Annotated in this window: 32 protein-coding genes and 1 tRNA gene; 15 read left to right on the top strand and 18 right to left on the bottom strand. The window is 62.2% G+C overall.

The features are described 5' to 3' along the window. Positions 1 to 17: 17 nt before the first annotated feature. From JMY24_RS05485 to JMY24_RS05460, 6 genes are all read right to left on the bottom strand, one after another. Positions 18 to 1,403 carry a replicative DNA helicase gene (locus tag JMY24_RS05485; RefSeq protein WP_020065810.1) on the bottom strand — a complete coding sequence of 462 codons (1,386 nt, stop codon included), beginning with the start codon at positions 1,401 to 1,403 and terminating at the stop codon, positions 18 to 20. Positions 1,404 to 1,568: 165 nt separating this feature from the next. Further along, entirely contained in the window at positions 1,569 to 2,021 is a 453-nt protein-coding gene (rplI, locus tag JMY24_RS05480) for a 50S ribosomal protein L9 (protein ID WP_128594933.1), read from the bottom strand. Positions 2,022 to 2,048: 27 nt separating this feature from the next. Then, a complete protein-coding gene (gene rpsR / locus JMY24_RS05475; RefSeq protein WP_006048825.1) occupies positions 2,049 to 2,324 on the bottom strand; it encodes a 30S ribosomal protein S18 in 276 nt (91 codons plus the stop codon). Between the two features lie 2 nt (positions 2,325 to 2,326). Then, positions 2,327 to 2,626 carry a primosomal replication protein N gene (gene priB / locus JMY24_RS05470; RefSeq protein ID WP_128586511.1) on the bottom strand — a complete coding sequence of 100 codons (300 nt, stop codon included), beginning with the start codon at positions 2,624 to 2,626 and terminating at the stop codon, positions 2,327 to 2,329. A gap of 50 nt (positions 2,627 to 2,676) precedes the next feature. Next, positions 2,677 to 3,051 (bottom strand): 30S ribosomal protein S6, encoded by a 375-nt coding sequence (rpsF, locus tag JMY24_RS05465; protein WP_006048823.1) that lies wholly within the window; start codon positions 3,049 to 3,051, stop codon positions 2,677 to 2,679. 365 nt (positions 3,052 to 3,416) lie between these two features. After that, positions 3,417 to 4,331, bottom strand: coding sequence for a LysR family transcriptional regulator (locus JMY24_RS05460; protein ID WP_128594932.1), 915 nt, complete (start codon positions 4,329 to 4,331; stop codon positions 3,417 to 3,419). 156 nt (positions 4,332 to 4,487) lie between these two features. Here JMY24_RS05460 and gcl point away from each other — a divergent pair, with 156 nt between their 5' ends. The 4 genes from gcl to lysM all read left to right on the top strand — a co-directional run bounded on the left by gcl (position 4,488) and on the right by lysM (position 9,268). Continuing rightward, on the top strand, positions 4,488 to 6,263 hold the full coding sequence (gene gcl / locus JMY24_RS05455) for a glyoxylate carboligase (RefSeq protein ID WP_128586513.1): 1,776 nt from the start codon (positions 4,488 to 4,490) through the stop codon (positions 6,261 to 6,263). Positions 6,264 to 6,358: 95 nt separating this feature from the next. Continuing rightward, positions 6,359 to 7,168 (top strand): hydroxypyruvate isomerase, encoded by an 810-nt coding sequence (gene hyi, locus JMY24_RS05450; RefSeq protein WP_128594927.1) that lies wholly within the window; start codon positions 6,359 to 6,361, stop codon positions 7,166 to 7,168. Between the two features lie 105 nt (positions 7,169 to 7,273). Next, positions 7,274 to 8,182: a 2-hydroxy-3-oxopropionate reductase gene (locus tag JMY24_RS05445; RefSeq protein ID WP_128594926.1), complete on the top strand. Its 909-nt coding sequence runs from the start codon at positions 7,274 to 7,276 to the stop codon at positions 8,180 to 8,182. Positions 8,183 to 8,770: 588 nt separating this feature from the next. Continuing rightward, positions 8,771 to 9,268 (top strand): peptidoglycan-binding protein LysM, encoded by a 498-nt coding sequence (lysM, locus tag JMY24_RS05440; protein WP_128594925.1) that lies wholly within the window; start codon positions 8,771 to 8,773, stop codon positions 9,266 to 9,268. Positions 9,269 to 9,392: 124 nt separating this feature from the next. Here the strand turns inward: lysM and JMY24_RS05435 are convergent, their stop codons facing one another. From JMY24_RS05435 to JMY24_RS05410, 6 genes are all read right to left on the bottom strand, one after another. Beyond that, on the bottom strand, positions 9,393 to 10,424 hold the full coding sequence (locus JMY24_RS05435) for an asparaginase (RefSeq protein WP_201701485.1): 1,032 nt from the start codon (positions 10,422 to 10,424) through the stop codon (positions 9,393 to 9,395). A gap of 75 nt (positions 10,425 to 10,499) precedes the next feature. After that, positions 10,500 to 11,426, bottom strand: coding sequence for a CysB family HTH-type transcriptional regulator (locus JMY24_RS05430; RefSeq protein ID WP_128594924.1), 927 nt, complete (start codon positions 11,424 to 11,426; stop codon positions 10,500 to 10,502). A 71-nt stretch (positions 11,427 to 11,497) separates the two neighbouring features. Further along, a complete protein-coding gene (locus tag JMY24_RS05425) occupies positions 11,498 to 12,556 on the bottom strand; it encodes a sulfate/molybdate ABC transporter ATP-binding protein (RefSeq protein ID WP_201701484.1) in 1,059 nt (352 codons plus the stop codon). Further along, on the bottom strand, positions 12,556 to 13,590 hold the full coding sequence (gene cysW, locus JMY24_RS05420) for a sulfate ABC transporter permease subunit CysW (RefSeq protein ID WP_128594923.1): 1,035 nt from the start codon (positions 13,588 to 13,590) through the stop codon (positions 12,556 to 12,558). The genes JMY24_RS05425 and cysW overlap by 1 nt, the downstream gene beginning before the upstream one ends. Then, positions 13,587 to 14,483 (bottom strand): sulfate ABC transporter permease subunit CysT, encoded by an 897-nt coding sequence (gene cysT, locus JMY24_RS05415; RefSeq protein ID WP_128594922.1) that lies wholly within the window; start codon positions 14,481 to 14,483, stop codon positions 13,587 to 13,589. Before cysT ends, cysW begins: the two co-directional genes overlap by 4 nt. Positions 14,484 to 14,633: 150 nt before the next feature. Beyond that, positions 14,634 to 15,683: a sulfate ABC transporter substrate-binding protein gene (locus tag JMY24_RS05410; RefSeq protein ID WP_201701483.1), complete on the bottom strand. Its 1,050-nt coding sequence runs from the start codon at positions 15,681 to 15,683 to the stop codon at positions 14,634 to 14,636. A 312-nt stretch (positions 15,684 to 15,995) separates the two neighbouring features. Here JMY24_RS05410 and lexA point away from each other — a divergent pair, with 312 nt between their 5' ends. From lexA to JMY24_RS05395, 3 genes are all read left to right on the top strand, one after another. Beyond that, entirely contained in the window at positions 15,996 to 16,646 is a 651-nt protein-coding gene (lexA, locus tag JMY24_RS05405) for a transcriptional repressor LexA (RefSeq protein ID WP_128594920.1), read from the top strand. Positions 16,647 to 16,775: 129 nt separating this feature from the next. Continuing rightward, positions 16,776 to 17,132 (top strand): hypothetical protein, encoded by a 357-nt coding sequence (locus JMY24_RS05400; protein ID WP_128588647.1) that lies wholly within the window; start codon positions 16,776 to 16,778, stop codon positions 17,130 to 17,132. Positions 17,133 to 17,245: 113 nt separating this feature from the next. Then, positions 17,246 to 17,914 (top strand): DUF2939 domain-containing protein, encoded by a 669-nt coding sequence (locus tag JMY24_RS05395; RefSeq protein ID WP_128594919.1) that lies wholly within the window; start codon positions 17,246 to 17,248, stop codon positions 17,912 to 17,914. Positions 17,915 to 18,083: 169 nt separating this feature from the next. Here the strand turns inward: JMY24_RS05395 and JMY24_RS05390 are convergent, their stop codons facing one another. After that, positions 18,084 to 18,548, bottom strand: coding sequence for a universal stress protein (locus JMY24_RS05390; RefSeq protein ID WP_128588649.1), 465 nt, complete (start codon positions 18,546 to 18,548; stop codon positions 18,084 to 18,086). Positions 18,549 to 18,824: 276 nt separating this feature from the next. Between JMY24_RS05390 and nodI the strand changes: the two genes are divergently transcribed. Together nodI and JMY24_RS05380 are read left to right on the top strand one after the other, a co-directional pair. Continuing rightward, positions 18,825 to 19,739 carry a nodulation factor ABC transporter ATP-binding protein NodI gene (nodI, locus tag JMY24_RS05385; RefSeq protein ID WP_128588651.1) on the top strand — a complete coding sequence of 305 codons (915 nt, stop codon included), beginning with the start codon at positions 18,825 to 18,827 and terminating at the stop codon, positions 19,737 to 19,739. Positions 19,740 to 19,767: 28 nt separating this feature from the next. Then, positions 19,768 to 20,595, top strand: coding sequence for an ABC transporter permease (locus JMY24_RS05380; RefSeq protein WP_128594917.1), 828 nt, complete (start codon positions 19,768 to 19,770; stop codon positions 20,593 to 20,595). 93 nt (positions 20,596 to 20,688) lie between these two features. Here JMY24_RS05380 and JMY24_RS05375 read toward each other — a convergent pair whose 3' ends face one another. Next, a complete protein-coding gene (locus JMY24_RS05375) occupies positions 20,689 to 21,111 on the bottom strand; it encodes a hypothetical protein (RefSeq protein ID WP_020065791.1) in 423 nt (140 codons plus the stop codon). A 212-nt stretch (positions 21,112 to 21,323) separates the two neighbouring features. After that, the gene (locus tag JMY24_RS05370) at positions 21,324 to 22,376 is read right to left on the bottom strand and encodes an NADP(H)-dependent aldo-keto reductase (protein ID WP_201701482.1); all 1,053 of its coding nucleotides are present in this window, start codon (positions 22,374 to 22,376) and stop codon (positions 21,324 to 21,326) included. Positions 22,377 to 22,517: 141 nt separating this feature from the next. On the opposite strand from JMY24_RS05370, the gene JMY24_RS05365 reads away from it, so the two are divergent. The 5 genes from JMY24_RS05365 to JMY24_RS05345 all read left to right on the top strand — a co-directional run bounded on the left by JMY24_RS05365 (position 22,518) and on the right by JMY24_RS05345 (position 25,351). Next, a complete protein-coding gene (locus tag JMY24_RS05365; RefSeq protein WP_006048800.1) occupies positions 22,518 to 22,730 on the top strand; it encodes a DUF3820 family protein in 213 nt (70 codons plus the stop codon). Between the two features lie 273 nt (positions 22,731 to 23,003). Beyond that, positions 23,004 to 23,369, top strand: coding sequence for a hypothetical protein (locus JMY24_RS05360; protein WP_128588657.1), 366 nt, complete (start codon positions 23,004 to 23,006; stop codon positions 23,367 to 23,369). 161 nt (positions 23,370 to 23,530) lie between these two features. Next, positions 23,531 to 24,532: a tRNA dihydrouridine(20/20a) synthase DusA gene (gene dusA / locus JMY24_RS05355; RefSeq protein WP_201701481.1), complete on the top strand. Its 1,002-nt coding sequence runs from the start codon at positions 23,531 to 23,533 to the stop codon at positions 24,530 to 24,532. A gap of 88 nt (positions 24,533 to 24,620) precedes the next feature. Then, positions 24,621 to 24,696: transfer RNA gene (locus tag JMY24_RS05350), tRNA-His, on the top strand. A gap of 382 nt (positions 24,697 to 25,078) precedes the next feature. Continuing rightward, positions 25,079 to 25,351, top strand: a complete 273-nt coding sequence (locus tag JMY24_RS05345; protein ID WP_128588661.1) for a hypothetical protein — start codon at positions 25,079 to 25,081, stop codon at positions 25,349 to 25,351. Positions 25,352 to 25,464: 113 nt separating this feature from the next. On the opposite strand, the gene JMY24_RS05340 is transcribed toward JMY24_RS05345, so the two are convergent. Both JMY24_RS05340 and JMY24_RS05335 read right to left on the bottom strand, forming a co-directional pair. Next, complete coding sequence (locus tag JMY24_RS05340) at positions 25,465 to 25,707, bottom strand: DUF6566 family protein (protein ID WP_128588663.1); 243 nt, start codon at positions 25,705 to 25,707, stop codon at positions 25,465 to 25,467. Between the two features lie 150 nt (positions 25,708 to 25,857). Continuing rightward, on the bottom strand, positions 25,858 to 26,055 hold the full coding sequence (locus JMY24_RS05335; protein WP_128588666.1) for a hypothetical protein: 198 nt from the start codon (positions 26,053 to 26,055) through the stop codon (positions 25,858 to 25,860). 177 nt (positions 26,056 to 26,232) lie between these two features. Between JMY24_RS05335 and JMY24_RS05330 the strand changes: the two genes are divergently transcribed. After that, positions 26,233 to 26,547 (top strand): hypothetical protein, encoded by a 315-nt coding sequence (locus JMY24_RS05330; protein ID WP_128594915.1) that lies wholly within the window; start codon positions 26,233 to 26,235, stop codon positions 26,545 to 26,547. 8 nt (positions 26,548 to 26,555) lie between these two features. Here JMY24_RS05330 and JMY24_RS05325 read toward each other — a convergent pair whose 3' ends face one another. Beyond that, positions 26,556 to 26,771: a TOBE domain-containing protein gene (locus JMY24_RS05325; RefSeq protein WP_128588406.1), complete on the bottom strand. Its 216-nt coding sequence runs from the start codon at positions 26,769 to 26,771 to the stop codon at positions 26,556 to 26,558. Positions 26,772 to 26,812 lie beyond the last annotated feature (41 nt).

Genomic DNA, 26,812 nt, shown 5'->3' with positions numbered 1-26,812 from the left:
GCCGCCGCTATTCGCGCTTAATCGCCGTAAAAATTCTGCGCGCCCGCAAAGTTGTCGAACTTCGTGTATTGGCCGTGGAACGTGAGCCGAACCGGTCCGATCGGGCCATTCCGCTGCTTGCCGATAATGATTTCCGCCGTGCCTTTGTCCTGGCTGTCGGGGTTATACACTTCGTCGCGGTAAATAAACAGGATCACGTCGGCGTCCTGTTCGATAGCGCCCGATTCGCGCAGGTCCGACATGATCGGCCGCTTGTTCGGACGTTGTTCCAGACCGCGGTTGAGCTGCGACAAAGCGATGACCGGCACATCCAGTTCCTTCGCGAGGCTCTTGAGCGAACGCGAGATTTCCGAGATTTCGGTGGCGCGGTTTTCACCCGAAGACGATCCGCTCATCAGCTGCAGGTAGTCGATGATGATGAGCCCGAGCTTGCCGCACTGACGCGAGAGCCGCCGCGCGCGTGAGCGCAGTTCCATCGGGTTCAGACCACCGGTTTCGTCGATAAAAATCTGCGCCTCGCTCATTTTTTGCACGGCGTGCGTGAGCTTCGGCCAGTCCTCGTCGGTCAGACGGCCGGTTCGCATGCGGTGTTGATCGAGGCGGCCGACCGAGCCGAGCATACGCATGGTGAGCTGCGAGCCCGGCATTTCCATTGAGAACACAGCGACCGGCAAGCCGTATTCGACCGCAACGTACTCGCCGATGTTCATCGAAAACGCCGTCTTACCCATCGACGGACGTCCCGCAACAATGATCAACTCGCCGCCGTGCATGCCCGAGGTCATGCGGTCAAGGTCGACAAAACCGGTCGGCGTGCCGGTCACGTCGCTCGGATTCGCGGTGTGATACAGCGTGTCGATCCGCTCGACGACCTGAGTCAGCAGCGGCCCGATTTCCAGAAAGCCCTGCGTGCCACGCGCGCCGTCTTCCGCAATCGAAAACACCTTCGATTCCGCCTCGTCCAGCAATTGCCGGACTTCCTTGCCTTGCGGATTGAAGGCGTCGGCCGAGATTTCGTCGGCAACGGAAACCAGCCGGCGCAGCACCGCGCGGTCGCGCACGATTTCCGCATAGCGCCGGATATTCGCCGCGCTCGGCGTGTTCTGCGCGAGTGCGTTCAGATACGCAAGGCCACCGACCTCTTCCGCCTTGCCCGACGTTCCGAGCGCTTCGTAAACGGTAATGACGTCGGCCGGGCGCGTCGCTGCGATGAGCTTGCCGATGTGCTCGTAGATAATGCGGTGATCGTAGCGATAGAAATCGCTTTGCGACAGGAAATCGGCAATCCGGTCCCATGCCGCGTTGTCCAACAACAACCCGCCCAGCACCGATTGCTCGGCCTCGATCGAATGCGGCGGGACTTTCAGCGACTCGAGTTGGGGATCTTTGGACGGTGCGTTCATGGAGAGGAATTATCGTGGAAATCAGGCGACCGCGGCCAGCGGAACGAGCAAAAAATAACGGGCACAAAAAAGGCAGGGGCCGGTTGCCCGGCCCCTGCCCTCAGCCAGCAACAACCTGGCCAATACTATCTGATGCTTGATGCGGTCGATTCAGACGCGCTCGGCTTAAACGTGCTCGCCGAGTACCGACACCGTCACGTCGACAACCACGTCGGTGTGCAGCGAAACCTGAACCGGGTGGTCACCCACCGTCTTCAGCGGGCCTTCCGGCAGGCGAACTTGCGCCTTTTCAACCGCGAAGCCTTGCTTGCCCAGTGCTTCGGCGATGTCGGCGTTCGTCACCGAGCCGAACAGACGGCCGTCCACACCGGCCTTCTGGCCGATCTGAACCGTCGAACCCGCCAGCTTTTCGCCTTGGGCTTGAGCGGCAGCCAGCTTTTCAGCGGCGGTCTTTTCGAGTTCAGCGCGGCGGACTTCGAATTCGGCCAGCGCTTCCTTCGTTGCACGGCGAGCCTGCTTGTTCGGGATCAGGAAGTTACGTGCGTAACCGTCCTTGACCTTCACGATATCGCCCAGGTTGCCCAGATTGACGACTTTTTCCAGAAGAATGATTTGCATTCGGATGCTCCTTATCGCGTCGTCGGGTTAGGCCTTGTGCTGGTCGGTGTACGGCACGAGCGCGAGGAAACGTGCGCGCTTGATAGCCGTGTCCAGCTGGCGTTGATAGTGCGACTTCGTACCCGTGAGACGCGCCGGCGTGATCTTGCCGTTTTCGCCGATGAAGTCTTTCAGCGTTTCGATGTCTTTGTAGTCGATGTATTCGACGCCAGCAGCCGTGAAACGGCAGAACTTCTTACGCTTGAAGAGCGGATTTTGTTGCTGACGACGCTTGTCGAATTTCTTACCAGTCGGGCGGGGCATGTTCAGTCCTTTCCAATGTCCTGCAATGCTGTGATGTGAAATACCAGAGTTCTTGCGTTGCGGTGCTTTTTTGCCAGGAAGCCTGTGAAGAGCGTTTCCACGCCCATCGGACAGCTTTCCAGCTTACCGCTCGCCTCACCTGCGGCTACCGCCTGCATGGTCAGTTCGACTTGCCGGGCAATACCGGCTTCGACGACTTCCGTGCGGTGCTGCAACGTGCAGCTGGCAATCGGAACGCCGGCGGGGGTGTACCGCACCGGTTCGCGTTCGACGACGCTGGCTGTGAGCTGCAGCCGGTTCATGAAGCCTTTGGCAAGGGCGACGCTTGGTCTGGTAGCTTAAATAGTGTGTCTTAAGCCTGCGCTTCGGACGGTTGCGTAGCAGCCGACTTCTTGGCTTCTTCGCGCTGCACTTCCTTCATCATCGGCGAAGGGCCGGTTTCGGCTTTCTTCATCTTGACGATGAGGTGACGCAGAACGGCGTCGTTGAACTTGAACGCGTGTTCCAGCTCGTCGAGCGTGGTCTGGTCGCATTCGATGTTCATGCAGACGTAGTGAGCCTTCGCGAGTTTCTCGATCATGTAGGCCAGTTGGCGACGGCCCCAGTCTTCGATACGGTGGATCTGGCCACCGTGCGACGTGATCGTGCTCTTGTAACGCTCGATCATGGCGGGCACCTGCTCGCTCTGATCGGGATGCACGATAAAGACGATTTCATAATGACGCATACACACTCCTTGTGCTGACTTTTGGATAGAAGCCACCCGGGCGTCGAACCGGTGTGGCAAGTGAGAAGCCGAAGATTGTAGCCTGATTGGGGACGGGCTGCAAGGCATTGCATCGTCCGAAGGCGTGATTCGGGCGTGTTTTCAACGATTTAGCGTCCTCGTTGCACGCGCCGCATGAGCCAAGACCGCTCGAATTTACCCACCAAGCGCGCTGCGCCGCTCGCAAACGCGCCCTCACCCCCGCTTCGCGGCCGGGCCTGCGAGCCCGCTCCGAGCCTCGAGCCCGGTCCAGCCAAAGCGCGGCAGCGTCCCGAGCGCACTACCCGGCCATGCCCGCGCGTGTCAGCCCACTGCGTGTCAGCCCACTAATACGCCGGCCGGTTCCAGTAATCCTCGCTCGCGTAGATCTCTTTCAGATAATCGATGAAATAGCGCACCTTGGCCGGCACGTAGCGCTGCTGCGGGTAGACCGCGAGAATGTCGTAGTCGGGCAGCGCGAATTCGTCGAGCACCGTTTGCAGTTCGCCGCGTGCGAGCTGCTGCTGGATTTCCCAGGTGGACCGCCAGCCTAGTCCGAGCCCTTCGGATACCCAGCGGTGCAAAAGTTCGCCGTCGTTGCAATCGAGCGTGCCCCCTACCCGCACCGTGACGAGCTTGCCGTTGCGGCGAAAATACCAGCCGCGGTTCTGGCCGCCTTGCAGATTGAACGCAAGACAGTTGTGCCGCGGCAGGTCTTCGAGCGTTTTGGGCTTGCCGTGCCGGCGGAAGTAGTCGGGCGTGCCGCACACCACGCGCCGGTTCGAAGCGAGCTTCACCGCGACGAAGTTCGGATCGACCGCACCGCCGATGCGTATCGACAGGTCATAGCCCTCGCGCACCAGATCCACGACGCGGTCGGTCAGGTTGAACGACACCTGCAATTCCGGCTTGTCGGCGACAAACGCCGGCGCGAGCGGCGCGACGTGCTTGCGGCCAAACGCAGCCGGCGCCGACACGATCAGATGGCCGTTCACCGCGCGGCGCCCGGCGCTCAGTTCGTTCTCGGCCTGGTCCCATTCGGTCAATAGTCCGCGGCAGCGCTCCAGAAAGGCTGCGCCGTCCTCGCTGACCACGAGCCGCCGCGTCGAGCGATACATCAGCTTCACGCCGAGGCGCTTTTCGAGAGCGTCGATGCGCCGCCCGAGGATCACCGGCGACACGCCCTCCTCCAGAGCCGCGGCCGCAAGGCTACCCGCGTCCGCGACGCGCACGAAGGTTTCAATCTGCTTGAAGCGATCCATGGCGGTCTCCTTGCGGGCGCACACTGCTTGTGCCCGCATTCCATACTTTTTGTTTCGAAATAAGCGACGCGGACTGATCTTATCAAACCTTTAGGTCGAGCCTAAAGTGCGTTCAAGAGCCTTATTCGCCAATTTCCAAACATTGAGGAGACATTCATGGCCAAGATGAGAGCCGTCGACGCCGCCGTGCTGGTGCTCGAAAAAGAAGGTATCGACACCGCGTTCGGCGTGCCGGGTGCAGCGATCAACCCGTTCTACTCGGCCATGCGCCGCGCGGGCAACATCAGCCACGTGCTCGCGCGCCATGTCGAGGGCGCTTCGCACATGGCCGAAGGCTATACGCGCGCGCAGCCCGGCAATATCGGCGTGTGCATCGGCACGTCGGGTCCTGCCGGCACCGACATGATCACCGGTTTGTACTCCGCTCAGGCCGACTCGATCCCTATTCTGGCTATCACGGGACAAGCGCCGCGCGCGCGCCTGTACAAAGAAGACTTCCAGGCCGTCGACATCGAATCGATTGCGAAGCCGGTCACCAAGTGGGCCGTGACCGTGCGCGAGCCGGCGCTCGTGCCGCGCGTGTTCCAGCAGGCTTTCCATCTGATGCGCTCGGGCCGCCCGGGACCCGTGCTGGTCGACTTGCCGATCGACGTGCAGGTCGCCGAAATCGAATTCGACATCGATACGTACGAACCGCTGCCGGTCTACAAGCCGAAGGCAACGCGCAAGCAGATCGAAGCCGCGCTCACGCTGCTCAACGATTCCGAGAAGCCGCTGATCGTCTCGGGTGGCGGCGTGCTGAACGCAGCCGCCGAGGATCTGCTCGTAACCTTCGCCGAAACCGTCGGCGTGCCGGTGATTCCGACGCTCATGTCGTGGGGCGCGATTCCCGACGACCATCCGCTGATGGCCGGCATGGTCGGCCTGCAAACCTCGCACCGTTACGGCAACGCGACGATGCTCGCCTCTGACTTCGTACTCGGCATCGGCAACCGCTGGGCGAACCGTCACACGGGCAGCATCGACGTTTATACGAAGGGCCGCAAGTTCGTGCACGTGGACATCGAGCCGACGCAAATCGGCCGCGTGTTCGGTCCGGACCTCGGCATCGTGTCGGACGCGAAGGCCGCGCTCGAACTGTTCGTCGAAGTCGCCGGCGAATGGAAAGCCGCAGGCAAGCTGAAGGACCGCAGCGCATGGGTCGCCGATTGCCAGCAACGCAAGCAGACCATGCATCGCAAGACACACTTCGACAACGTGCCGATGAAGCCGCAGCGCGTCTACGAAGAGATGAACCAGGTGTTCGGCCGCGACACGTGCTACGTGAGCACGATCGGTCTTTCGCAGATCGCCGGCGCGCAATTCCTGCACGTCTACAAGGCGCGCAACTGGATCAACTGCGGCCAGGCCGGCCCGCTCGGCTGGACGATTCCGGCCGCGCTCGGCGTGCGCGCGGCGGATCCGCAACGGCCGATCGTCGCGCTCTCGGGCGACTACGACTTCCAGTTCATGATCGAAGAACTCGCGGCCGGCGCGCAATTCAAGCTGCCGTACGTGCATGTGGTCGTGAACAACTCGTACCTCGGCCTGATCCGCCAGGCGCAACGCGCATTCGACATGGACTTTTGCGTGCAGCTCGGCTTCGAGAACATCAACTCGCCGGAAACCAACGGCTATGGCGTGGATCACGTCGCGGTGGCCGAAGGTCTCGGCTGCAAGGCGATTCGCGTGTTCAAGCCGGAAGAACTCAAACCGGCGCTGCAAAAAGCGCAATCGATGCTCTCCGAGTTCAACGTGCCGGTGGTGGTCGAAGTGATTCTCGAACGCGTAACCAACATCTCGATGGGCGCGGAGATCGACGCGATCAACGAGTTCGAGGAACTCGCCGTGACGCGTGAAGACGCGCCGACTGCGCTCAGCATTCTCGACTGAGCTTTACCAGCCGATCGCGGGGGCGCGATTGCACCGACTGCATTGCAATCGCGCTATGAAGTTTTTCAATGACCGACCAAAGAGACCTGAGCGCTATGCCCAAATTCGCAGCGAATCTCACGATGCTTTTCAACGAAGTTCCGTTCCTAGACCGCTTCGCGGCCGCAGCTGACGCGGGCTTTAACGCCGTCGAATTCCTGTTTCCGTATCCGTACCGGATCGCCGAGTTGAGCGAGCGTCTTCAGCAGAACCGGCTGAAGCTCGTGCTGCACAACCTGCCCGCGGGCAACTGGGAAGCCGGCGAGCGTGGCATTGCCTGCCTGCCCGATCGCGTGAGCGAGTTTCAGGAAGGCGTGGGCCGTGCGATCGAATACGCGAGCGCGCTGAAGGTGCCGCAATTGAACTGCCTCGTCGGCATTCCGACTGCGGGCGTGGATGCTGACAAGGCGCGCGCGACTATTGTGGATAACCTGCGTTTTGCAGCGGGTGAATTGAAGAAGGCCGGTATCAGGCTGCTAGTCGAACCGTGCAATTCCTACGACATTCCGGGTTTCGCATTGAACCGTTCGAGCGAAGGCCTCGACGTAATTCGCGCAGTGGGCTCGGATAATCTGTTCCTGCAATACGACATCTATCACATGCAACGGATGGAAGGCGAACTCGCGGCAACGATCAAAAAGAATCTGCCGCAAATCGCGCATATCCAGCTAGCCGACAACCCGGGGCGCAACGAACCGGGTACCGGCGAAATCAACTACCCGTTCCTGTTCGAACTGCTCGACTCGATTGGCTACGACGGCTACGTCGGCTGCGAATACAAGCCACGCACGAACACCACTGCCGGCTTGTGCTGGGTGCAGAGCGTGGCCGGGCAAACGCGCGGCGCGGCGCACGCCGCAGCTTGAACGATGCACTGAACACCGCATCGGACAGATCAGGCGCGCGACGCCTCGCAAGGGCTCCCGTGAAGGGACCGCAAACAACACTGAAAATACTGGAGATTCAGACACATGGCAAAGATCGGTTTCATCGGGCTCGGCATCATGGGCGCGCATATGGCGCGCAACCTCATCAAGGGCGGTCATACACTGTTCGTGAACGGGGCGTATCCGGTGCCCGAAGACCTAGGCAAGAGCACGAACGTGGTGGCCAATTCGACCGCTGTCGCGCAAGCCGCCGACATCGTCATCATCATGGTGCCCGACACGCCTGACGTAGCCAACGTTCTATTCGCCGACGACGGCGTCGCCGCCGGCCTCGCGGCAGGCAAGCTCGTGATCGACATGAGCTCGATCTCGCCGCTCGATACTCAGGCGTTCGCGAAGAAGATCAATGCGCTCGGCGTCGACTACCTCGATGCGCCCGTCTCCGGCGGCGAAGTCGGTGCACGCGAGGCAACACTCACGATCATGGTGGGCGGCCCGGAAAAAGCCTTTGCGCAGGCAAAGCCGCTGTTCGAACTGATGGGCAAGAACATCTCCCTGATCGGCGACAACGGCGCGGGTCAGACGTGCAAGGTCGCGAACCAGATCATCGTGGCGCTGAACATCGAGGCCGTGGCCGAAGCGCTGCTGTTCGCATCGCGCTCGGGCGCCGATCCGGAACGTGTGCGCAAGGCGTTGATGGGCGGCTTCGCTTCATCGCGCATTCTGGAAGTGCACGGCGAGCGCATGACGAAGCGCACGTTCAATCCGGGCTTTCGGATCGAACTGCATCAGAAGGATCTGAACCTCGCACTCGACGGCGCGCGCAAGCTCGGCATCGCGCTGCCGCACACCGCGAGCGCGCAGCAATTGTTCAGCGTATGCGCGGCGAACGGCGGCAAGGCATGGGATCACTCGGCGATGGTTCGCGCACTCGAAATCATGGCGAATTACGAAGTCGCGCAAGCGCCGGATAGCGAAGCGAAAGCAGCTTGATCTTGCGGCGTTTCTTCGCGGCTTGCGGATCAGCAACAACAACGGCCGCATGCACGGAGAAACGCGGATAGCTCAGTAATACCGATTGCCGCGGATGTTGCCTCGTCAACGCCACGGCAATTGCAAGTGGGGCGCCCGGTTCGTCGCGCGGCATCGCGGCGGAACGGGCAAATCGTGCCGCTCTGGGCTGAGAGCGGCAAAGTGGGGTCCGCAGCGGCACCCGGCGGCGCCGGGGAAGCCTTGGTCGGTCAGACGTCGTCGTCGGGTGTCCGGCTGTCGGATTCATCTTCAGGCTTTTTCCGCCAATCACTCGCGCTGCGCGCTCGCTCATGCGCCGCCAGGATGCACGCACGTTTGCATTTGCTTGCAACTTCGTGCCCTCTTCCCTACCTTTCTTGACACTTCGTCACCCGCTTTCTCCTACACTCGTGAGTCATTGCATGCATGCGGTCGCTCGTCCCGCTTTATCACGACATGCGCGTTGTGCGGCTTGCTCCGTTCGGGAGCGCTCCATGGCCCCGTGCATCGCAATGAGTGCTTAACCTGTACGCAATGCATGCTTGCGTACCAACATGAGGAGTGTGATCGATGGGTATTCTCAGTTTCATCAAGGAAGCCGGCGAAAAATTGTTCAGCGCCGCGTCCACGCCGGCCAAGGCCGAATCCGCGCCCGCCGCACCGGACCTCGCCGCGCTGAACAAGACCGCGGGCGACGCGATCGCCACTTACATCCGCACCCAGGGACTGGACGCAATCAATCTGCAGGTCACCTACGACGGCACGAGCCACACGGTCACCGTATCGGGCCAGGCCGCCGACCAGGCGACCAAGGACAAGATCCTCGTGGCAGCCGGCAATGTGCAGAACGTCGACAAGGTCGACGACCAACTGAGCGTGACCGCGCCCGCCGCGGCACCCACGCAGTTCCACACGGTCGTGCCGGGCGACAACCTGTGGAAGATCGCCGAGAAGTACTACGGCAGCGGCGCTAAAAACGACGTGATCTTCCAGGCCAATACGCCGATGCTTAAAAGCCCGGACAAGATCTATCCCGGCCAGGTGCTGGTGATTCCGGCTGCGCAATAACCTGTTGCAAATGCCCGCATGGCGCGGGCAAAAAACACTGCGGTAAAAGACAACGCGGCGCTCGAAGTCGTTACTCGAGCGCCGCGTTTTTCATCCGACAACTTTTGTTGAACGCCGCGAGGCGTCAATAGGTATCGAACGCTTTTTGCAAAGCGACCGGTCCCGCGCCGCCTGCGGCCAATGCCAGCATCAGCAGCACACGCGCCTTGTACGGATTGAGCGAGCCGGCGCTGACAAAGCCGAGGGCATCGTCGGCGGCTGCGCCATTGCGCATCACATGCCCTGAGCCCACACGCGACGAACGCACTACCGCGACGCCCTGCGAAGCGGCATCGGCCAGAGCCTGTGCAAGCGACACGTGAATCGAGCCATTACCCGTGCCCGCAACGACGATGCCGCGCACGCCGGCTGTCACGAGCGCATCGACGGCAATGCGCGACACGCCGGCATAGCTCGCAACGATTTCCACATGTGGCCAATCCGCGCCGATCACGAATTCAGTCGAAAGCGTGTGCGGACGTACCACGCTGCGCTGAAACTCGACGCGCCCGTCCTGCACCCAGCCAAGCGCGCCTATTTCCGGCGACTGAAATGCATCGACGGCATACGTGCTCGTCTTGACCACGTCACGCGCACTGTGAATCTTGTTGTTGAATGCAACCAGAACGCCCTGTCCGCGCGCGCCCGCATTTGCCGCGACGGTCACGGCGTTCAGCAGATTGAGCGGTCCATCGGCGGACAACGCGGACGCGGGCCGCATTGCGGCTGTCAGCACCACCGGCTTGACGGACTTGATAGTCAGATGCAGCAGATACGCCGTTTCTTCCAGCGTATCCGTGCCATGCGTGACCACCACGCCGTCGATGTCGTCGGCGGCAAGCAGCGCGTTGATACGTTGCGCGAGCGTGGTCCACAGCGGCATCGCCATGTCCTTGCTGTCGACGCTCGCAATCTGCTCCGGCGCGATGCGGGCCACCGTCGACAACGCCGGCACCACGGCCAGCAATTGCTCGACGCCGACCACGCCGGCCTGGTACCCCGACGTATTGGTGGCGTCCGCGGCCGCGCCGGCAATCGTGCCGCCGGTGGCGAGCACGGCGATGCGCGGCAGCGGCCCGGCGGCGTTGGAAGAGGAAGAAGAGGTCTGTGGGTTCATGGCGGCGATTGTAAGCGATGATGCGCCGCCGTCGCGCGCCTTTGAACCGGTCAAAGAAGCTTCGCAGTTAGCGCTTCACACTGCCTCGCGCAACTGCGCGGCGATTTCCGCCTCGGTCAGTTGAGGCGCGAACATCTCGATCAACCGGTACGCATACGCGCGCAAAAACGCGCCCTTGCGCAAGCCGACCCGGGTCGTGCTCGCCTCGAACAGGTGTTGCGTGTCGAGTGCGACCAGTTCGGTGTCGCGCTTCGGATCGTAGGCCATTGCCGCGACCACGCCGATACCCATGCCGAGTTCGACATAGGTCTTGATCACGTCGGCGTCGATCGCGGTCAACACCACGTCGGGCAGCGCCCCTGCTTTCGCGAACGCCTGGTCGATATGCGAGCGGCCCGTGAAGTCCTGGTCATACGTGACGATCGGGAATTCGGCGATTTCATCTAGCGTCAGATTGGGGCGGCCGACGAGCGGATGATCCTTCGGCACGACCACGACGTGATGCCACGAATAGCACGGAAACGTGACGATGTCGGGGAAACGGTCGAGCGCTTCCGTGGAAATGCCGATATCCGCCTCGCCGTTGATGATCATCTGCGCGATCTGTTGCGGGCTCCCTTGGCGCAGCGCCAGATGCACCTTCGGAAAAACCTCGGTGAATTGACGGATCACCTTCGGCAGCGCGTAGCGCGCCTGCGTGTGCGTGGTCGCCACCACCAGGTGGCCGCTGTCCTGATCCGCGTACTGGCGCGCGACGCGCCGCAAATTCTCCGCGTCCAGCAGCATCCGTTCGATCAGTTGATGCACCGCCTTGCCCGGCTCCGTGAGACCCGTGAGCCGCTTTCCGCGTCGAATGAAAATGTCGACGCCGAGTTCGTCCTCGAGATCCTTGATCTGTTTCGATACGCCCGACTGCGACGTGTACAGCACGTTCGCCACTTCGGTCAGGTTCATGTTCTGACGCACGGCCTCGCGCACGAAGCGCAATTGCTGGAAGTTCATCTTGAAGTGTCCGGTTCAGCGAGAGTTGAGTTATTCGAGTTATTTGAGTTCGTTCGCATCGGGTCACGCGCTCATTGCGCCGGGAACACCCGCAGCGCGCGCGGCACCGCCGTCACGCCGTCGCCGACCGCGAGCCGCAGCTCGCGCCAGGCTTCCCGATCGAGTTCGGCTTCGAGCAGATTGCCCTCGCGGCCCGCGAGCTCGACCCGCACGGAGCCGCCCAGTGTCACGACGCGCCGCACATCGACGACGATACCCTCGCGATGCCCCGCCGACTGTGGATACAACTGCAGGTCGTGCGGACGCACATAGGCGAAAGCCGGACCGCTGAAGTCGGTGCTGATCGCGACCGGCAACGCCGCGCCGTCCACCACGAATCCGCTCGCGTCGACGTTGCCGTGCAGGCGGTTTGCCGCGCCGAGAAACTCATACACAAACGACGTTTGCGGATGGTCGTACACGTCCTGCGGACTGCCGACCTGCTCCACGTGTCCGCGATTGAGCACGACGATACGGTCCGCCACTTCGAGCGCCTCTTCCTGATCGTGCGTGACGAAAATCGTCGAGATATGCAGATCGTCATGCAGACGCCGCAGCCAGCTGCGCAATTCCTTGCGGACCTTGGCATCGAGCGCGCCGAACGGTTCGTCGAGCAGCAGCACTTTCGGCTCGACGGCAAGCGCGCGAGCGAGCGCGATACGCTGCCGCTGTCCGCCCGACAGTTCCGACGGATAGCGTTGCGCGAGCCAGTCGAGTTGCACGAGCTTGAGCAACTCATGCACCTTCTCGCGGATCACCGCTTCGGACGGACGCTCCTTCCTCGGCTTCACCCGCAGCCCGAACGCCACGTTCTCGAACACCGTCATATGACGGAACAGCGCGTAATGCTGGAACACGAAGCCCACTTCGCGCTCACGGGCGCCGACGGTCGCGACGTCCTGGCCTTGCAGAACTACCTGGCCGCCGTCCGCGTATTCGAGGCCTGCGATCACACGCAGCAACGTGGTCTTGCCACACCCCGAGGGCCCGAGCAGCGCAACCAGTTCGCCCGGCGGAAAATCGAGCGAGACGTTGTCGAGCGCGACGAAATCGCCGAAGCGCTTTTGCAGGTTACGTACGGTGATACCCATTACAGCTCTCCTTGCTTGAGCGGGTGTTGCTGCGAAGATTGCATGTTCAGCGGCTGCGCGGTCGACGGCAAAGCGGACGGCAGCGTGACTGGTCCGGCGTGCGCCGGCACGTCGCGGGCGTCCGACAGTTCCGCCGACATATGACGCTCGGCGAGCAGTTTCAGCGCGAGCGTCACGAGTGCGAGCAAGGCCAGCACCGACGCCACGGCGAACGCCGCCGAGAAGTTGTATTCGTTGTAGAGAATTTCGACGTGCAGCGGCATCGTGTCCGTCTGACCGCGAATATGGCCCGACACGACCGACACCGCGCCGAACTCGCCCATCGCGCGGGCGTTGCACAGAATCACGCCGTACAGCAGGCCCCATTTCACATTGGGCAGCGTGACGCGGCGAAAGATCTGCCAACCGGAGGCGCCGAGCACATGCGCGGCTTCCTCTTCGTCGTTGCCTTGCGCCTGCATCAGCGGGATCAGTTCGCGCGCGACGAACGGGAACGTCACGAAGATCGTCGCGAGCACAATGCCGGGCACGGCGAAGATGATCTGCACGTTATGCGCTTGCAGCCATGGACCGAACCATCCTTGCGCGCCGAACATCAACACGTAGATGAGACCCGAGATCACGGGCGACACCGAGAACGGCAGATCGATCAACGTGGTGAGGAGCGCCTTGCCGCGAAACTCGAACTTCGCGATGCACCACGAAGCCGCGAGGCCGAACACGAGATTGAGCGGCACTGCAATTCCCGCCGTAATCGCCGTCAGCTTGATGGCTGCCAGCGCGTCCGGATCGGCGAGCGATTCCAGATAGAAGCCAAGTCCCTTGTTCAACGCCTGATAAAACACGGCAACGAGCGGCACGACGAGAAAGAGCGCGAGAAACAGTAGCGCAATGCCGGTCAGAATCCAGCGCACGAGCGGCGGTTCGGTAATCGGATCGGGCCGGCGCGCGATATTCAGTGGCGCGCGCGGAGCGACGGCGTGCGCCTTGACGCTGTCGGCGTTATCGACGTGACCTGCTGATTGGCGGCTCATTGCACACCTCCGCCAATGCTTGCAACGCTCGCTGCGCCCGGCGCCGGACCCGCGCTGCCGCGGCTCGTGCGGCGCTGCAGATACCACTGCAGCGTATTGATGAAGAGCAGCATCAGAAACGAGACGACGAGCATCACGACGGCAAGCGCCGTAGCGCCGGCGTAGTCATACTGCTCGAGCTTGGTGATGATGAGCAGCGACGTGATTTCCGACTTCATCGGCACATTGCCCGCAATGAAAATGACCGAGCCGTATTCACCCAGCGCGCGGGCAAACGCGAGCGCGAAGCCCGTCAGCAGCGCCGGCAACACCGCCGGCAACACCACGCGGCGAAACGTCAGCCAGCGCGATGCGCCGAGGCACGCGGCGGCCTCTTCCTGCTCGCGCTCGAACTCTTCGAGCACCGGCTGCACCGTGCGCACGACGAACGGCAAACCGATAAAGGTCAACGCGACCAGCACGCCCACCGGCGTAAAAGCCACCTTCAGACCGAGCGGCTCCAGAAACTGTCCGATCCAGCCGTTGCCCGCGTACACGGCCGCGAGCGAAATGCCGGCCACCGACGTGGGCAGTGCAAACGGCAGATCGACCACGGCGTCGACGATGCGCTTGAACGGAAACCTGTACCGCACGAGCACCCATGCGACCAGAAAGCCGAACACCGCGTTGATCAATGCGCCGCCGAGCGCGGAGAAGAATGTCAGCCGGTACGAGGCCAGCACGCGCGGCGAACTGACGGCGCGCACGAACTGACTCCAGTCGAGAGACGCCGTCTTCAGAAAGGTCGCCGCGAGCGGAATCAGCACCACGAGGCTCAGATAAGCCACCGTGATGCCGAGTGTCAGGCCGAAACCGGGCAAGGCACTTGGTTTGCGGAAGGTCAACGTGGTCATGCTCGTTACTCTTTCAGTTGATGCTCGTGTTGCCGGCCGCCAGGTCCTGATCGGCCAAAAGCGCGCCTATGGCGCGCTCCGGAAAGTGACGCGCCGTGGCGCGTCGCGTTGCCTCGGTCCACGCCTGCTGCGGCGCGGACCCGGGCTGTGTTACTGCGGCTGGTAGATCGAATCGAACACGCCGCCGTCGGCAAAGTGCGTCTTCTGCGCGTTGGCCCAGCCGCCGAACGAATCGTCGACCGTGTACAGCTTCAGCTTCGGAAACTTCGAGGTCAGTTCGGCCGGAACCTTGTTCGAACGCGGACGGTAGAAGTTCTTCGCGGCGATTTCCTGGCCCTGCTCGCTATAGAGAAAATTCAGATACGCTTCGGCCAGCTTGCGCGTGCCGTGCTTGTCGACGACCTTATCCACCACCGCCACCGGCGGCTCGGCCAGGATGCTCACGGACGGCACGACGATTTCGAACTTGTCCGGACCGAATTCCTTCAGCGACAGAAACGCCTCGTTTTCCCACGCGATCAGCACGTCGCCAATGCCGCGTTGCACGAAGCTGGTGGTCGCGCCGCGCGCGCCGGAATCGAGCACGCCGGCATTCTTGTACAGCTTGCCCACGAATTCCTTGGCCTTCTGGTCATTGCCGCCCGGCTGATGCGCGGCATACGCCCACGCCGCGAGATAGTTCCAACGCGCGCCGCCCGAGGTCTTCGGATTCGGCGTCACGATCGACACGCCCGGTTTGGCCAGATCGTCCCAATCCTTGATGTGCTTCGGATTGCCCTTGCGCACCAGAAACACGATCGTCGACGTGTACGGCGACGCGTTGTCGGGCAAGCGCTTCTGCCAGCCTTTGTCGATCAAACCTTTGTTCGCGATCGCGTCGATGTCGTAAGCCAGCGCGAGCGTCACGACGTCGGCCTGCAAGCCGTCGAGCACCGAGCGCGCCTGCGCGCCCGAACCGCCGTGCGACTGCTTGAACGTGACGGTCTCGCCGGTCTTCGCCTTCCATTCCTTGGCAAAAGCCTGGTTCACGTCCTGGTAGAGCTCGCGAGTCGGGTCGTAGGAAACGTTCAGCAGCGTCGTGTCGGCGGCTTGCGCGTGGCCGGCCGCGCCGAGGGCGCCGAGCGCGGCTGCCGCGCCGAACGCGAGCGCGGCGATGAGTTTTCGGCTCCTGCCCGCCCGACCCGTGTCCTGATAATTCATGCCAAGTTCTCCGCGTGTTGGTGCGCTGAAACAGCGTGTGGTGTTGTTTTGCGTCGGATCACGTGCACATGAGCGCGACTGGAAGGCCAGTCTATCGAAGCGCTTTCATCATTAAAAATAATGTTTATTCATTTTTTAATACGCAAAAGTGGTAATGACAGCCAGATAAGGCGTTGCGGCACGAAAACGGATGTTTGGACGTCGATTTACGACGTTGCAGCGAGGCGTCCGCTCCCGAACTTAAAGTAAAGCTTGAATTGCGCCGGATACTGTATAAAAATACAGGCACCTGTTCATCCATACAGTGGCGCCATGACCAAACTCACCGCACGACAGCAGCAGGTTTTCGATCTGATCCGCCGGGCCATAGAACGCACCGGTTTTCCGCCCACGCGTGCGGAGATCGCCGCCGAACTGGGTTTCAGCTCGGCCAATTCGGCTGAAGAGCATCTGCGGGCGCTTGCCCGCAAGGGCGTGATCGAACTCGCGGCCGGCGCGTCGCGCGGCATTCGCCTGCTTGCCGGCCCGGACGACGCGCCGCATCAGTTCACGTTGCCGCACGCCAGCATCATGCAGCTGTCGCTGCCGCTCATCGGCCGGGTTGCCGCCGGCAGCCCGATCCTCGCGCAGGAACATATCGCGCAACACTATGCGTGCGACCCGGCGCTCTTCTCGAGCAAGCCCGATTACCTGCTCAAGGTGCGCGGGCTGTCCATGCGCGACGCGGGTATCTTCGACGGCGATCTGCTCGCGGTGCAGAAAAGAAGCGAGGCCAAAGACGGCCAGATCATCATTGCGCGGCTTGGCGACGACGTCACGGTCAAGCGTCTGAAGCGCCGCGCGAACGGTATCGAGCTGATTGCCGAGAACCCCGATTACGAGAACATCTTCGTTGAGACAGGCAGCGCGGACTTCGCGCTCGAAGGCATCGCTGTCGGGCTGATCCGCCCGGGCGAGTTCTGATAGCGCCGGGTTGGCTCAATGAGCAACGCGCTCAGTGCGTCATTAGTGCGTCCTCAGTGCGTCACTAGCCAACCGCCCGCCTGCTCACCGACTAAAGCAGTACTCATGTTGAATCGCCCGGAGAGACTCATGGAACGCCTTGCCCGCCTGTTGCCGTTTCGCCAGTTCGGCCGTCTGCGCCATCTGCGCAAGCTGGTGCCTTGCTCACTGATCGAAGCGTCCACGGCCGCTACCGCGTCGCTGTTCGACTCGCCCGCTCGCGGCTCCGACCTGCAGGCCGCGTTGCCGTCTTCACTGCCGGCATTCGCCCGCGTGTCGCTGAATTCGGGGCTCAATACTGCGGAGCCGGAGCGCCGCGCGCCGGTGCGCGTCTACCATGGGCCGTCGCGGCTCATCATGGTCGGCACCGTGGATGCGGTGTGCCGCATGATCGACCGTTGCATCGCCGAGGAAACCAATGTCCACGGCGCGGTGTTCGAGTCCTGATGATCTGAGAGGTGTGCGGGCGCGTCGAGGCCACATGCTTTGTGGCAGCGCACGGATCGTTTCAGCGTGGCCGCGGTCCACGTTAGATCACACCTGATGGAGATTTCCGCTCGATGGCAGTTTCAACAACCAAGAAGAAGCGCAGCGCCCGTCCGCTGATCGTCACGCTGGTAGTTGTCGTGGTGATCGCGGCGTTGGGCTTTGCTTATGCCTCGCCGTATATCGCGCTCAATAACCTCAAACGTGCGGCCGACGCACGTGATGCGCAGACGGTGAATCGGTACGTCGATTTTCCGGCGTTGCGCGAAAGCCTGAAGCAGCAAGTCACAGGCTTGCTGACGCGCCGGCTGGACTCACATGGAAACGGCAATCCGTTGGCTGCGATCGGCGCGATGATTGGCGTCGCATTGATCGGCCCGCTCGTCGACGCGTATGCAACCCCCGACGGCGTGGCTGCGCTGTTGAACGGCATGCCGCCGCGAGGTGAGCCCGGTGAGCGGCCGAACGCTGCGCCGGTCACAGGCAATCCACCCGCTGCCAGCGCGTCTGCATCGCCCGGTGCGGACACCGACGCGCCTGGCGGCGCTACTGGTAATGCGAGCGACAACGCGACCAGCAGGGGCGCCCCGCCGCAACCGCCGCAAACCACAGCCGGCTATCGCAGCCTCAATGAGTTCGCCGTCACCTACCAGCACGGCGCCGGGGACGCGCGTTACTCCGCCATCTTCATGCGCGAAGGTCTCTTCACGTGGAAGCTGGCGGCGGTCAATCTGAACGAGTAAGCGTCAGGAGCGGCGTGTCAGACCGAACACTCACGCCGCCGATCAGACTGAACGCACTCGCCGCTCACGCCGCACAATCCGCCCACCCCGCGCTCATGCGGCCGAACGCTCACGCCCCGCACCAAGGCCGCATGCCTGGCGCGTGTGGCCGCACGCCCGAACGGCACTCTCAGGCCGCTTCTTGCTGCTGCTCTTGCGCTGAAGAACACGCGACCAGAATGCTGCATGACACTCGGTCGAGCAGCGGTGTGTTGCCTGCGCCCATCCACCATCGGGACAAGCCCGTGCGGCAACGGTGGCCCACCACCACGAGGTCGACGTGCAACTCATTGGCAAGATTGGCGATCTCGTCGATCGGATGGCCGAACGCAAAGTGTCCCTGAGCGTTTACGCCGCGCTCGGTCAGCCAGTCCACGCCCTCTTGCAGGATATCCCGTGCAGTCTTTTCGAAGCTGCCACACGCGACGTCCGTCAGCAGGCCCGCGCTTTGCGCAATGCTCGAGCGCATGTCCACCACCGAAAGCAGATGCGTTTGCGCCTTCAGATCCAGCGCAAGGTCGGCGCCGCAACGCAGAGCCTTGCGGCCTTCGCGCGAGCCGTCGTAGCACAGCAGGATTTTCTGGTAGCTCGCCATCGTTTTTCCCCTTTCCGCGAAAGCGCGGTCTGAATCAATCATGGTGCGCCGCAATTCAGCTTGCAAGGGATGGAAAACGCTAAGTGCGATTGTCGCGTGCCCCGGCCTTGTGCATCCGAGGCGCGCTCCGCCGGGACAGTGCGCGCGGCGCTTATGCGGCGGTGCAAGAACGCGCTGTGCGGCGCGCTCCTTGAACCGCCACTTCGCAGCCGATGACCTAGAATGAGCAGCCTTCCCGTCGATTCGCCTCTTTTGCCTGAGTCTCGATCCAATCCAATGTCCGACACCGCCATCGAATTCCAGCAGGTTGAAAAAAGCTACGGCGAAAAGAAGGTTGTCGACGGACTGTCGTTTCATGTCGACGCCGGAGAGTGCTTCGGCCTGCTCGGACCGAACGGCGCGGGCAAGACCACCACCTTGCGCATGCTGCTCGGCATCGCCGCGCCGGACGCCGGCTCGATCCGTCTGTGCGGCGAGCCGATTCCCGGCCGGGCGCGTATCGCGAGGGCGCGCGTCGGCGTGGTGCCGCAGTTCGATAACCTCGATCCCGACTTTACCGTCCGCGAAAACCTGCTGGTGTTCGGCCGCTACTTCGGCTTGAGCGCCGCGCAATGCCGCGCGATGGTGCCGTCGCTGCTGGAATTCGCGCGTCTGGAAAGCAAGGCGGACGCGCGTGTGAGCGAACTGTCGGGCGGCATGAAGCGGCGCCTCACGCTCGCGCGAGCGCTCGTCAACGATCCCGACGTGCTGATCATGGACGAGCCGACTACCGGCCTCGACCCGCAGGCGCGGCATCTCATCTGGGAGCGACTGCGCTCGCTGCTCGCGCGCGGCAAGACGATCTTGCTGACCACCCACTTCATGGAAGAAGCCGAGCGGCTATGCGACCGGCTGTGCGTGATCGAAGAAGGACGCAAGATTGCGGAAGGCGCGCCAAGGGAGCTGATCGAGTCGGAAATCGGCTGCGACGTCATCGAGATTTTCGGCCCCGATCCGTTCGCATTGCGCGATGAGCTTGCGCCGCTCGCACAGCGAACCGAGATCAGCGGTGAGACGCTCTTCTGTTATGTGAACGACGCCGGGCCAGTGCATGCGCGACTGAAGCAGCGAGCGGATCTGCGCTATCTGCACCGCCCGGCGAATCTCGAGGACGTCTTCCTGCGCCTCACTGGCCGCGAGATGCAGGACTGACTTCCATCGACACTGCAAGAGACACGCAATGGATGCACGCACGTACCGAAGCAACGAAGCCACCCCGCCCATGCAGGCCCCTTTCGCCGCAATGCCCGCGAACGCGGTCAACTGGATCGCGGTGTGGCGCCGCAACTACCTTGTGTGGAAGAAGCTTGCGCTCGCATCCATGTTCGGCAATCTCGCCGATCCGATGATCTATCTGTTCGGCCTTGGCTTCGGCCTCGGGCTGATGGTCGGACGCGTCGACGGCGTGTCGTATATCGCGTTCCTCGCAGCGGGCACGGTTGCGTCGAGCATTATGATGTCCGCGAGCTTCGAGTCGATGTATTCGGGCTTTTCGCGCATGCACGTGCAGCGCACCTGGGAAGCAATCATGCACACGCCGTTGACGCTCGGCGATATCGTGCTTGGCGAAGTGATCTGGGCGGCCAGCAAGTCGGTGCTGTCGGGCGCCGCGATCATGCTGGTGGCGGGCGCGCTCGGCTACGCCAGTTTTCCGTCCGTGCTGCTCGCGTTGCCCGTCATCGTGCTGACGGGCCTCGCGTTTGCAAGCGTCGCGATGGTCGTGACCGCGCTCGCGCCGTCGTACGACTTCTTCATGTTTTATCAAACGCTGGTGTTGACGCCGATGCTGTTGCTCTCCGGCGTGTTCTTCCCGATCTCGCAGTTACCTGCCGCCGCACGCGGTGCGGCCGAGGTCCTGCCTCTGGCGCACGCAGTCGATCTGATCCGTCCGGCCATGCTTGGGCGCCCGCTCGACAACGCGCTGTGGCACGCGGCCGTGCTGGCAGCTTATGCGGTGGGCGGGTTTATCGTCGCCGCCGTGCTGTTTCGGCGCAGGATGATGAAGTAACTCGTGCTGCGCCGCAGATATGCGCGGAGAATTCGAGGGCGGCTGACCCGAGAAGTCAGCGCCCACGAATAAGCTTGCGGCACGGACGCGAGTTCAGTCCTCTTCATCGGTCCAGGGAATGTCGACGTCCGAGATGAACGCGACTGTCGCAAACGGGCCGCCTTCGTGTCGCCCGATCTTGCCATCGGCACGCTGCCATTCCACCCGGAACATCGTGCCCGGATCGTCGGCAATTAGCCGCACGGTGCGGATCTCGTCGGGATCGGCGTCCTCGACCGGACCGTCGAGCGAAATCTGCAGCTCTTGCGGCCACAGACCGTCGGCCGGATCGTAAATCTTGTCGCCGTCCGGAATGAGTGTGAACGCTTCGACGCCGATCGTCGCCGAGGCATCCACGATCATTTTGGCTAGCGCGCGCAGCAGCGCGGTGGCCCGCGCCGAATTTGCCTGACGGATTGCGAGGTCCCCGCGCGTCAGCGCCTGCTCAAGTTTTGGGTTTGTTTTTTGTTGCGCCATTCGATGTCCTGAGTGCTATCGCCGAGTGTGAACAGCGCGGCTGAAAACCCGCCGCCGCTGCCGATTTTTCGGGCTGCATCCTACCATTCGTGCGCGCCGCGCCACCCGCAGAAGCACGACACGAACGGAGAAGCCCGTCCTGCTCACCACAGTTTAGGTCGTGATTTGCCGACAGGGAGAGACATTTGCCTTTCGTTGCATGTCCAGCGAACTCAAGGCGCCGGGTTCGGCTGCATCTGATGCAGTGCGTCGATTTCATCGAGCACGTCCTGCGGCAGCTTCACGTCGACGCTCGCAATGTTCTCCTTCAACTGATCGAGCGAAGTCGCGCCAATCAGATTGCTCGTGACGAACGGCCGGCTATTGACGAAGGCAAGCGCTAACTGGGCAGGCGACATGCGATGGCGCTTTGCCAGTTCGACGTAACGCGTGGTGGCCTGAATCGCTTGCGGCTTGCTGTAGCGCTGGAAGCGCTCGAACAGCGATATGCGTGCGCCAGCCGGCCGCGCGCCGCCTTCGTATTTACCGGACAGCCAGCCGAAGGCAAGCGGCGAATACGCGAGCAAGCCGATATTGTCGCGGTGCGCGTACTCGGAGAGCCCCGCCTCGTAAGTGCGGTTCAGGAGACTATACGGATTCTGGATACTGACGATACGCGGCAAGCCGAGCTTTTCCGACGCGCGCAGGAACTGCGCGACGCCCCACGGCGTTTCGTTCGATACGCCCACATGGCGCACCTTGCCCGCCTTGACGAAGTCGGCGAGCACGGACAGCGTTTCGTCGATAGGCACCGTATATTCGTCGTCGACCCACGGATAGGCCGGACGGCCGAACGTCATCGTGTTGCGGTCCGGCCAGTGCAACTGGTACAGATCGACGTAGTCCGTTTGCAGACGCTTCAAGCTGTCGTTCAGCGCCTCAGTGAGGTTCTTACGGTCGAACTGGTTGGACTCGCCGCGGATATGTCGCGGGTTATGCGGCTGACGCGCGGGCCCCGCGATCTTCGTGGCCAGCACGATTTTTTCGCGCTCGCTGCGATGCTTCGCGAGCCACGTGCCGATAAATCGCTCGGTCGAGCCTTGCGTCTCGGCGCGCGGCGGCACCGGGTACATCTCTGCGGTATCGATCAGGTTGACGCCGTGATCGAGCGCGTAGTCGATCTGAGCGTGCGCGTCCTGCTCTGTGTTCTGCTCGCCCCACGTCATGGTGCCGAGTCCGATCAGGCTGACCTGCACATCCGAATCGCCGAGTCTGCGGTATTCCATGGAAGCTTTCCTATTCGTTGGATGGACATAAACCGCTGACGTTACCATGCCCGCGCGATGCCTGCAGCACGGCTAGAATGCCGTGCTGGCGTGCAGTGCAAGCGCGCCGCGCCCAACATTCCTTTGCGCCGGTCCATCACGATGAATCCCGAACACCTCGAACTGCTGGTCACACGTGTGATGCCCTACGGCAAATACAAAGGCCGCCTGATCGCCGACCTGCCTGGCCATTACCTGAACTGGTTCGCGAGCCAGGGCTTTCCGCCCGGCGAGATTGGACGGCTACTCGCACTGATGCACGAAATCGATCACAACGGGTTGTCGTCGTTGATCGAACCTTTGCGCAAGCGTTGAAGCGTTCCTACGACCAACCGCATCGCATGATAAGGGCGGCCACGCGCTGTTCTGTTGCAGAAGATTAACCGGGTGTTACCGCGCGATGGATGCTCCGATGCGGTTCCGGTCGCAGCATGCTGCGCTCGCCGTGGAGTACCGGTTCGGCGCAAGGATGAGCGCTGCGCAGGCACGCGGTGCGATCGTAATGTGCGGACACAAATGCGGCTGAACTCCCGGGCCCGCGATCTTTCTGATCCTTTATGTCAGGACGGGTCAGGACGGGAGACAACTGTGAGCAGGCTCTTTGCATCGATGGCATTGCTGGCCGTGGTGGCGGGCGTCAGCGGATGCGCAGTCGCGCCCGCCTATGACTACGGCTACGCCCAACCCTATTACCCCGGTTATGGCTACGGATACGGAGCGCCCTATGCGCCGGTGTACGGCACGGTCGGCATCTGGGGCGGTTGGGGCGGACCATGCTGTTATTACCACGGCGGTGGCGGCCACTGGGGCGGTGGCGGTTGGCATGGCGGTCACGGCGGAGGTAGCGGTGGCTGGCACGGCGGCCATGGCGGCGGATATGGGGGATATGGCGGATCGCACGGCGGCAGCTCGTGGAGCGGCGGCGGTGGCGGGCATGGAGGACGCAGCCATTGAATGAAGTGGTCGCTTCGGCGACCGCCGACTTGAGGCGCCTGTCTGCGCTCTAAAACAGCTGATCGGCGAATTCAGCGAGAGCGCGAGCCATTCGAGCGTTGCGAGGCAATCGCCTGCATTGCGTTAAAATTCCGGTTTCGATTCAAGCCGTTTGGCCGCCCATGTCTTCAGCTAGCACTCCCAGTCCGCGCCGCGTCAGCGTCGCCCCCATGATGGACTGGACCGATCGTCATTGCCGGTCGCTTCATCGCATCATCTCGCGTCATACGTGGCTCTACACGGAAATGGTGACGACCGGCGCACTGCTGCACGGGGATGTGCCGCGCCATCTCGCCTTCACGCCCGACGAAGCGCCCGTTGCGTTGCAACTCGGCGGCAGCGAGCCTGGCGATCTCGCGCGCTCGGCGAAGCTTGGCGAGCAGTGGGGCTATGACGAAATCAATCTGAATTGCGGCTGCCCATCGGAGCGGGTGCAGCGCGGCGCGTTCGGCGCGTGTCTGATGAACGAGCCGCAACTGGTCGCCGACTGCGTGAAGGCGATGCGCGACGTCGTCTCCGTGCCGGTCACGGTCAAACATCGAGTCGGCGTGGATGCCGTCGAGGACTACGGCTTCGTGCGCGACTTCGTCGGCACGATCGCAGACGCCGGCTGCAACGTCTTTATCGTTCATGCGCGCAACGCGATCCTCAAAGGCCTGAGCCCGAAAGAGAACCGCGAGATTCCGCCGCTCAAATACGACTACGCGTATCAACTGAAGCGCGACTTTCCGCAACTGGAGATTGTCATCAACGGTGGGATCAAGACGCTCGACGAAGTGCAGACACATCTCGCACACGTCGACGGCGTGATGCTCGGGCGGGAGGCGTACCACAATCCGTATCTGCTGGCCGACGTGGACGCGCGTTTCTACGGGTCGACGCAAGCGCCGCTCACGCGCGAGCAGGTCGAGGCGAAGCTGATTGAATATTGCGCCGCCGAGATGGCCCGCGGTACGTACCTCGGCGCGATCACTCGTCACGCCCTCGGCCTCTATCGAGGCGAAGCAGGTGCTCGCGGCTGGCGCCGAGTGCTCTCAGATAGCAAGCGCCTCGCTGCGCGCGACCTCACTATCTTCAACGAGGCGAGACAACATCTGCGTGAGCCTGCCGAAATTTTTGAATAAAGGACTAGGCAAACGCGGAACGTGTTCGTATAATCTCGTTTCTTCGTTGACGAGCCAAGTTTCCGGCAAGTCAAAGCAGATATCAGTGGTGGCTGTAGCTCAGTTGGTAGAGTCCAGGATTGTGATTCCTGTTGTCGTGGGTTCGAGCCCCATCAGCCACCCCAAAGAATTTCCGCAGTAAAGATTGAAAATTGATTGGCAAGCGGCGTTGTGAGAAATCACAACGCCGTTTTTGTTTTGGGCCTTTGGTTATGCTGTTCGCTTCGGTGATCTAGCAGTTCTCTTCTGGTCCGCCAATCACCTCATAAAACCCCTTCCCGATCAGGTCTTTACCCCGCATCGACCGCTTGGCGATCGGGGCCAGACCGGCGCTCACCCGCGCCCACTCTACGACTCGCGGATTATTTCATCAGCAAGAATAGTGCTTTCAAATTATCGGCACAAATTTTCGATAGTAGGGGTATACACTGCCTCCATCGACGTTGCAGACACAGCCCCGGCTTCGGCAACGCCATCTCGAAAGTCGAACATTATTGGAGGTACACCATGAAGACCAAATTTATCGCCGCCCTTCTCGTTGCCGTTTCCGCCTCGATCGCCGCGCCTGCTTTTGCGAGCGGCTACGGCCCGGCACCTTTCTATCGTCCGTCGGTCGGCGCACCGGCTTCGCAACAAGGTCAGAATGCGCAGACTGTCGCGGCCGAACGGGCTAACGCTGAATCGAACGCTTACGGCGGCGTGAACAACGTGTCGTCGCAATCGGGCTCGGCCACGCGTGAATCGACTTCGGGTCCGCAGTCGGTTTTCTTCGGCCACTAAGCATTCGCCGTCAAGCTTGCTGCCCTGGCGGCAAGCACGGTGGGCGCCGAGCATCGGGTTCCGATGCCGGCGCCCTCTTTCGTTTACGTGCCTAAGACGCACCTAAGACGTGCCTAAGCGGCAAGACCTGCGTCGATCACTTCGCGCGCGGCGCGAAAGCCTGCTTCGGCCGCGGCGTGCTCGGTGGGCCAAAGGCTGTCGATGTGCACGAGCCGCCAGTCGACTACCACTGCGTTCTCGCGCAACACCCGGAAATGCGCCTTGACGCCAGTGAGCACCTGTTCGACCGCGACTTCGATGTCGTAGTCCTGATAGCGCTCCTGGTAATCTCCCATGTCGAGCCCCGTCGGCTCCATGTTCACCTCCACGTCTCGCGCGGGCTCCTGAGGACATTCGTAGCGCCCAGCGTGCCGGCGCTGGCGTTCGCACGGCACCCTGCGCCGTGAAAACGCCGTTACATGCCCTGATCCCCTGATGCGGCACCGCGTAGTCGCCGCCGTTCATGCTCAATCGCAATCGCCTGAAAGGTACTGCCTGCCGTTACAGGTGATTTCGACTTCGTCCCCGCTTGCCTCGGTGACGAGCCCGCAGGCGAGCAGTTCGGCGGTTACGGTCTGCGGGAATTTTGGCGGCGGCTGACCCACGCCGACCTCGTTCAAGCGGCGCAACGCTTCGATTGCTTCGGGACTCAATGACTTCGACATGGCTGCCTCCGCCGAAATGGCTAAATTCATCCTAGCAAGTTTCGAGGGCGAATGCAGTCGCGTTGGTGCATCGTCATGACCGAATGGCTTAGCGCGTGAATTTTCGCCGGCAACCCGGGTCTACCCCGGAGCCTCACGCAATCGGACGGGCCGCGAAGCACGCAAAAGGAGAAGGAGATGAAGCGAAGCACTCTGACAGCTCTGACCGCAGTCGCCGCACTGGCAGCGACGTGCATGGGCGAAACGGCGGCCTGGGCGGAAACGGCCAAAGCGCCCCAAGCCGGATCAACAGATTCCAGGAACTCGACTGCGCAAGCAAAGCAGCCGGCGGCGCCGGGCGACGCCGCGTCGTCGATGGCGAAGCCGCCCGAGGCGGCCTCCGGCTCGACAGGGTCGAGCAACCCGGACAACATGCCGATCAAGCGTCCGCGCAAGCCGACCAACGACAAAATGATGCACGAGCCGCCCGCGAGCGGTGCGAACGCGAAATAGCGCGGCGCTTACAGGCGCGCGATCGAGACCTCCGTCGACTTGACGAGCGCGACGACTTCCGAGCCGACCTGCAGTTCGAGTTCGTCGATCGAGCGCGTGGTGATCACCGAGGTCACGATGCCGAACGGCGTGTCGACATCGACTTCGGACACGACCGGTCCACGGATGATTTCCTTGACCTTGCCTCTGAACTGATTGCGTACGTTGATTGCGGAAATGCTCATTGCGAGTGGCTCCAGGGAAGCGATTGAAAACAGTCAGTCAA

The sequence above is a fragment of the Paraburkholderia kirstenboschensis genome (assembly GCF_904848585.1).
Lineage (GTDB): Bacteria > Pseudomonadota > Gammaproteobacteria > Burkholderiales > Burkholderiaceae > Paraburkholderia > Paraburkholderia kirstenboschensis.
Note: the sequence above shows the minus strand (reverse complement) of the source record. Positions and strands in the feature narration are given on the sequence as shown.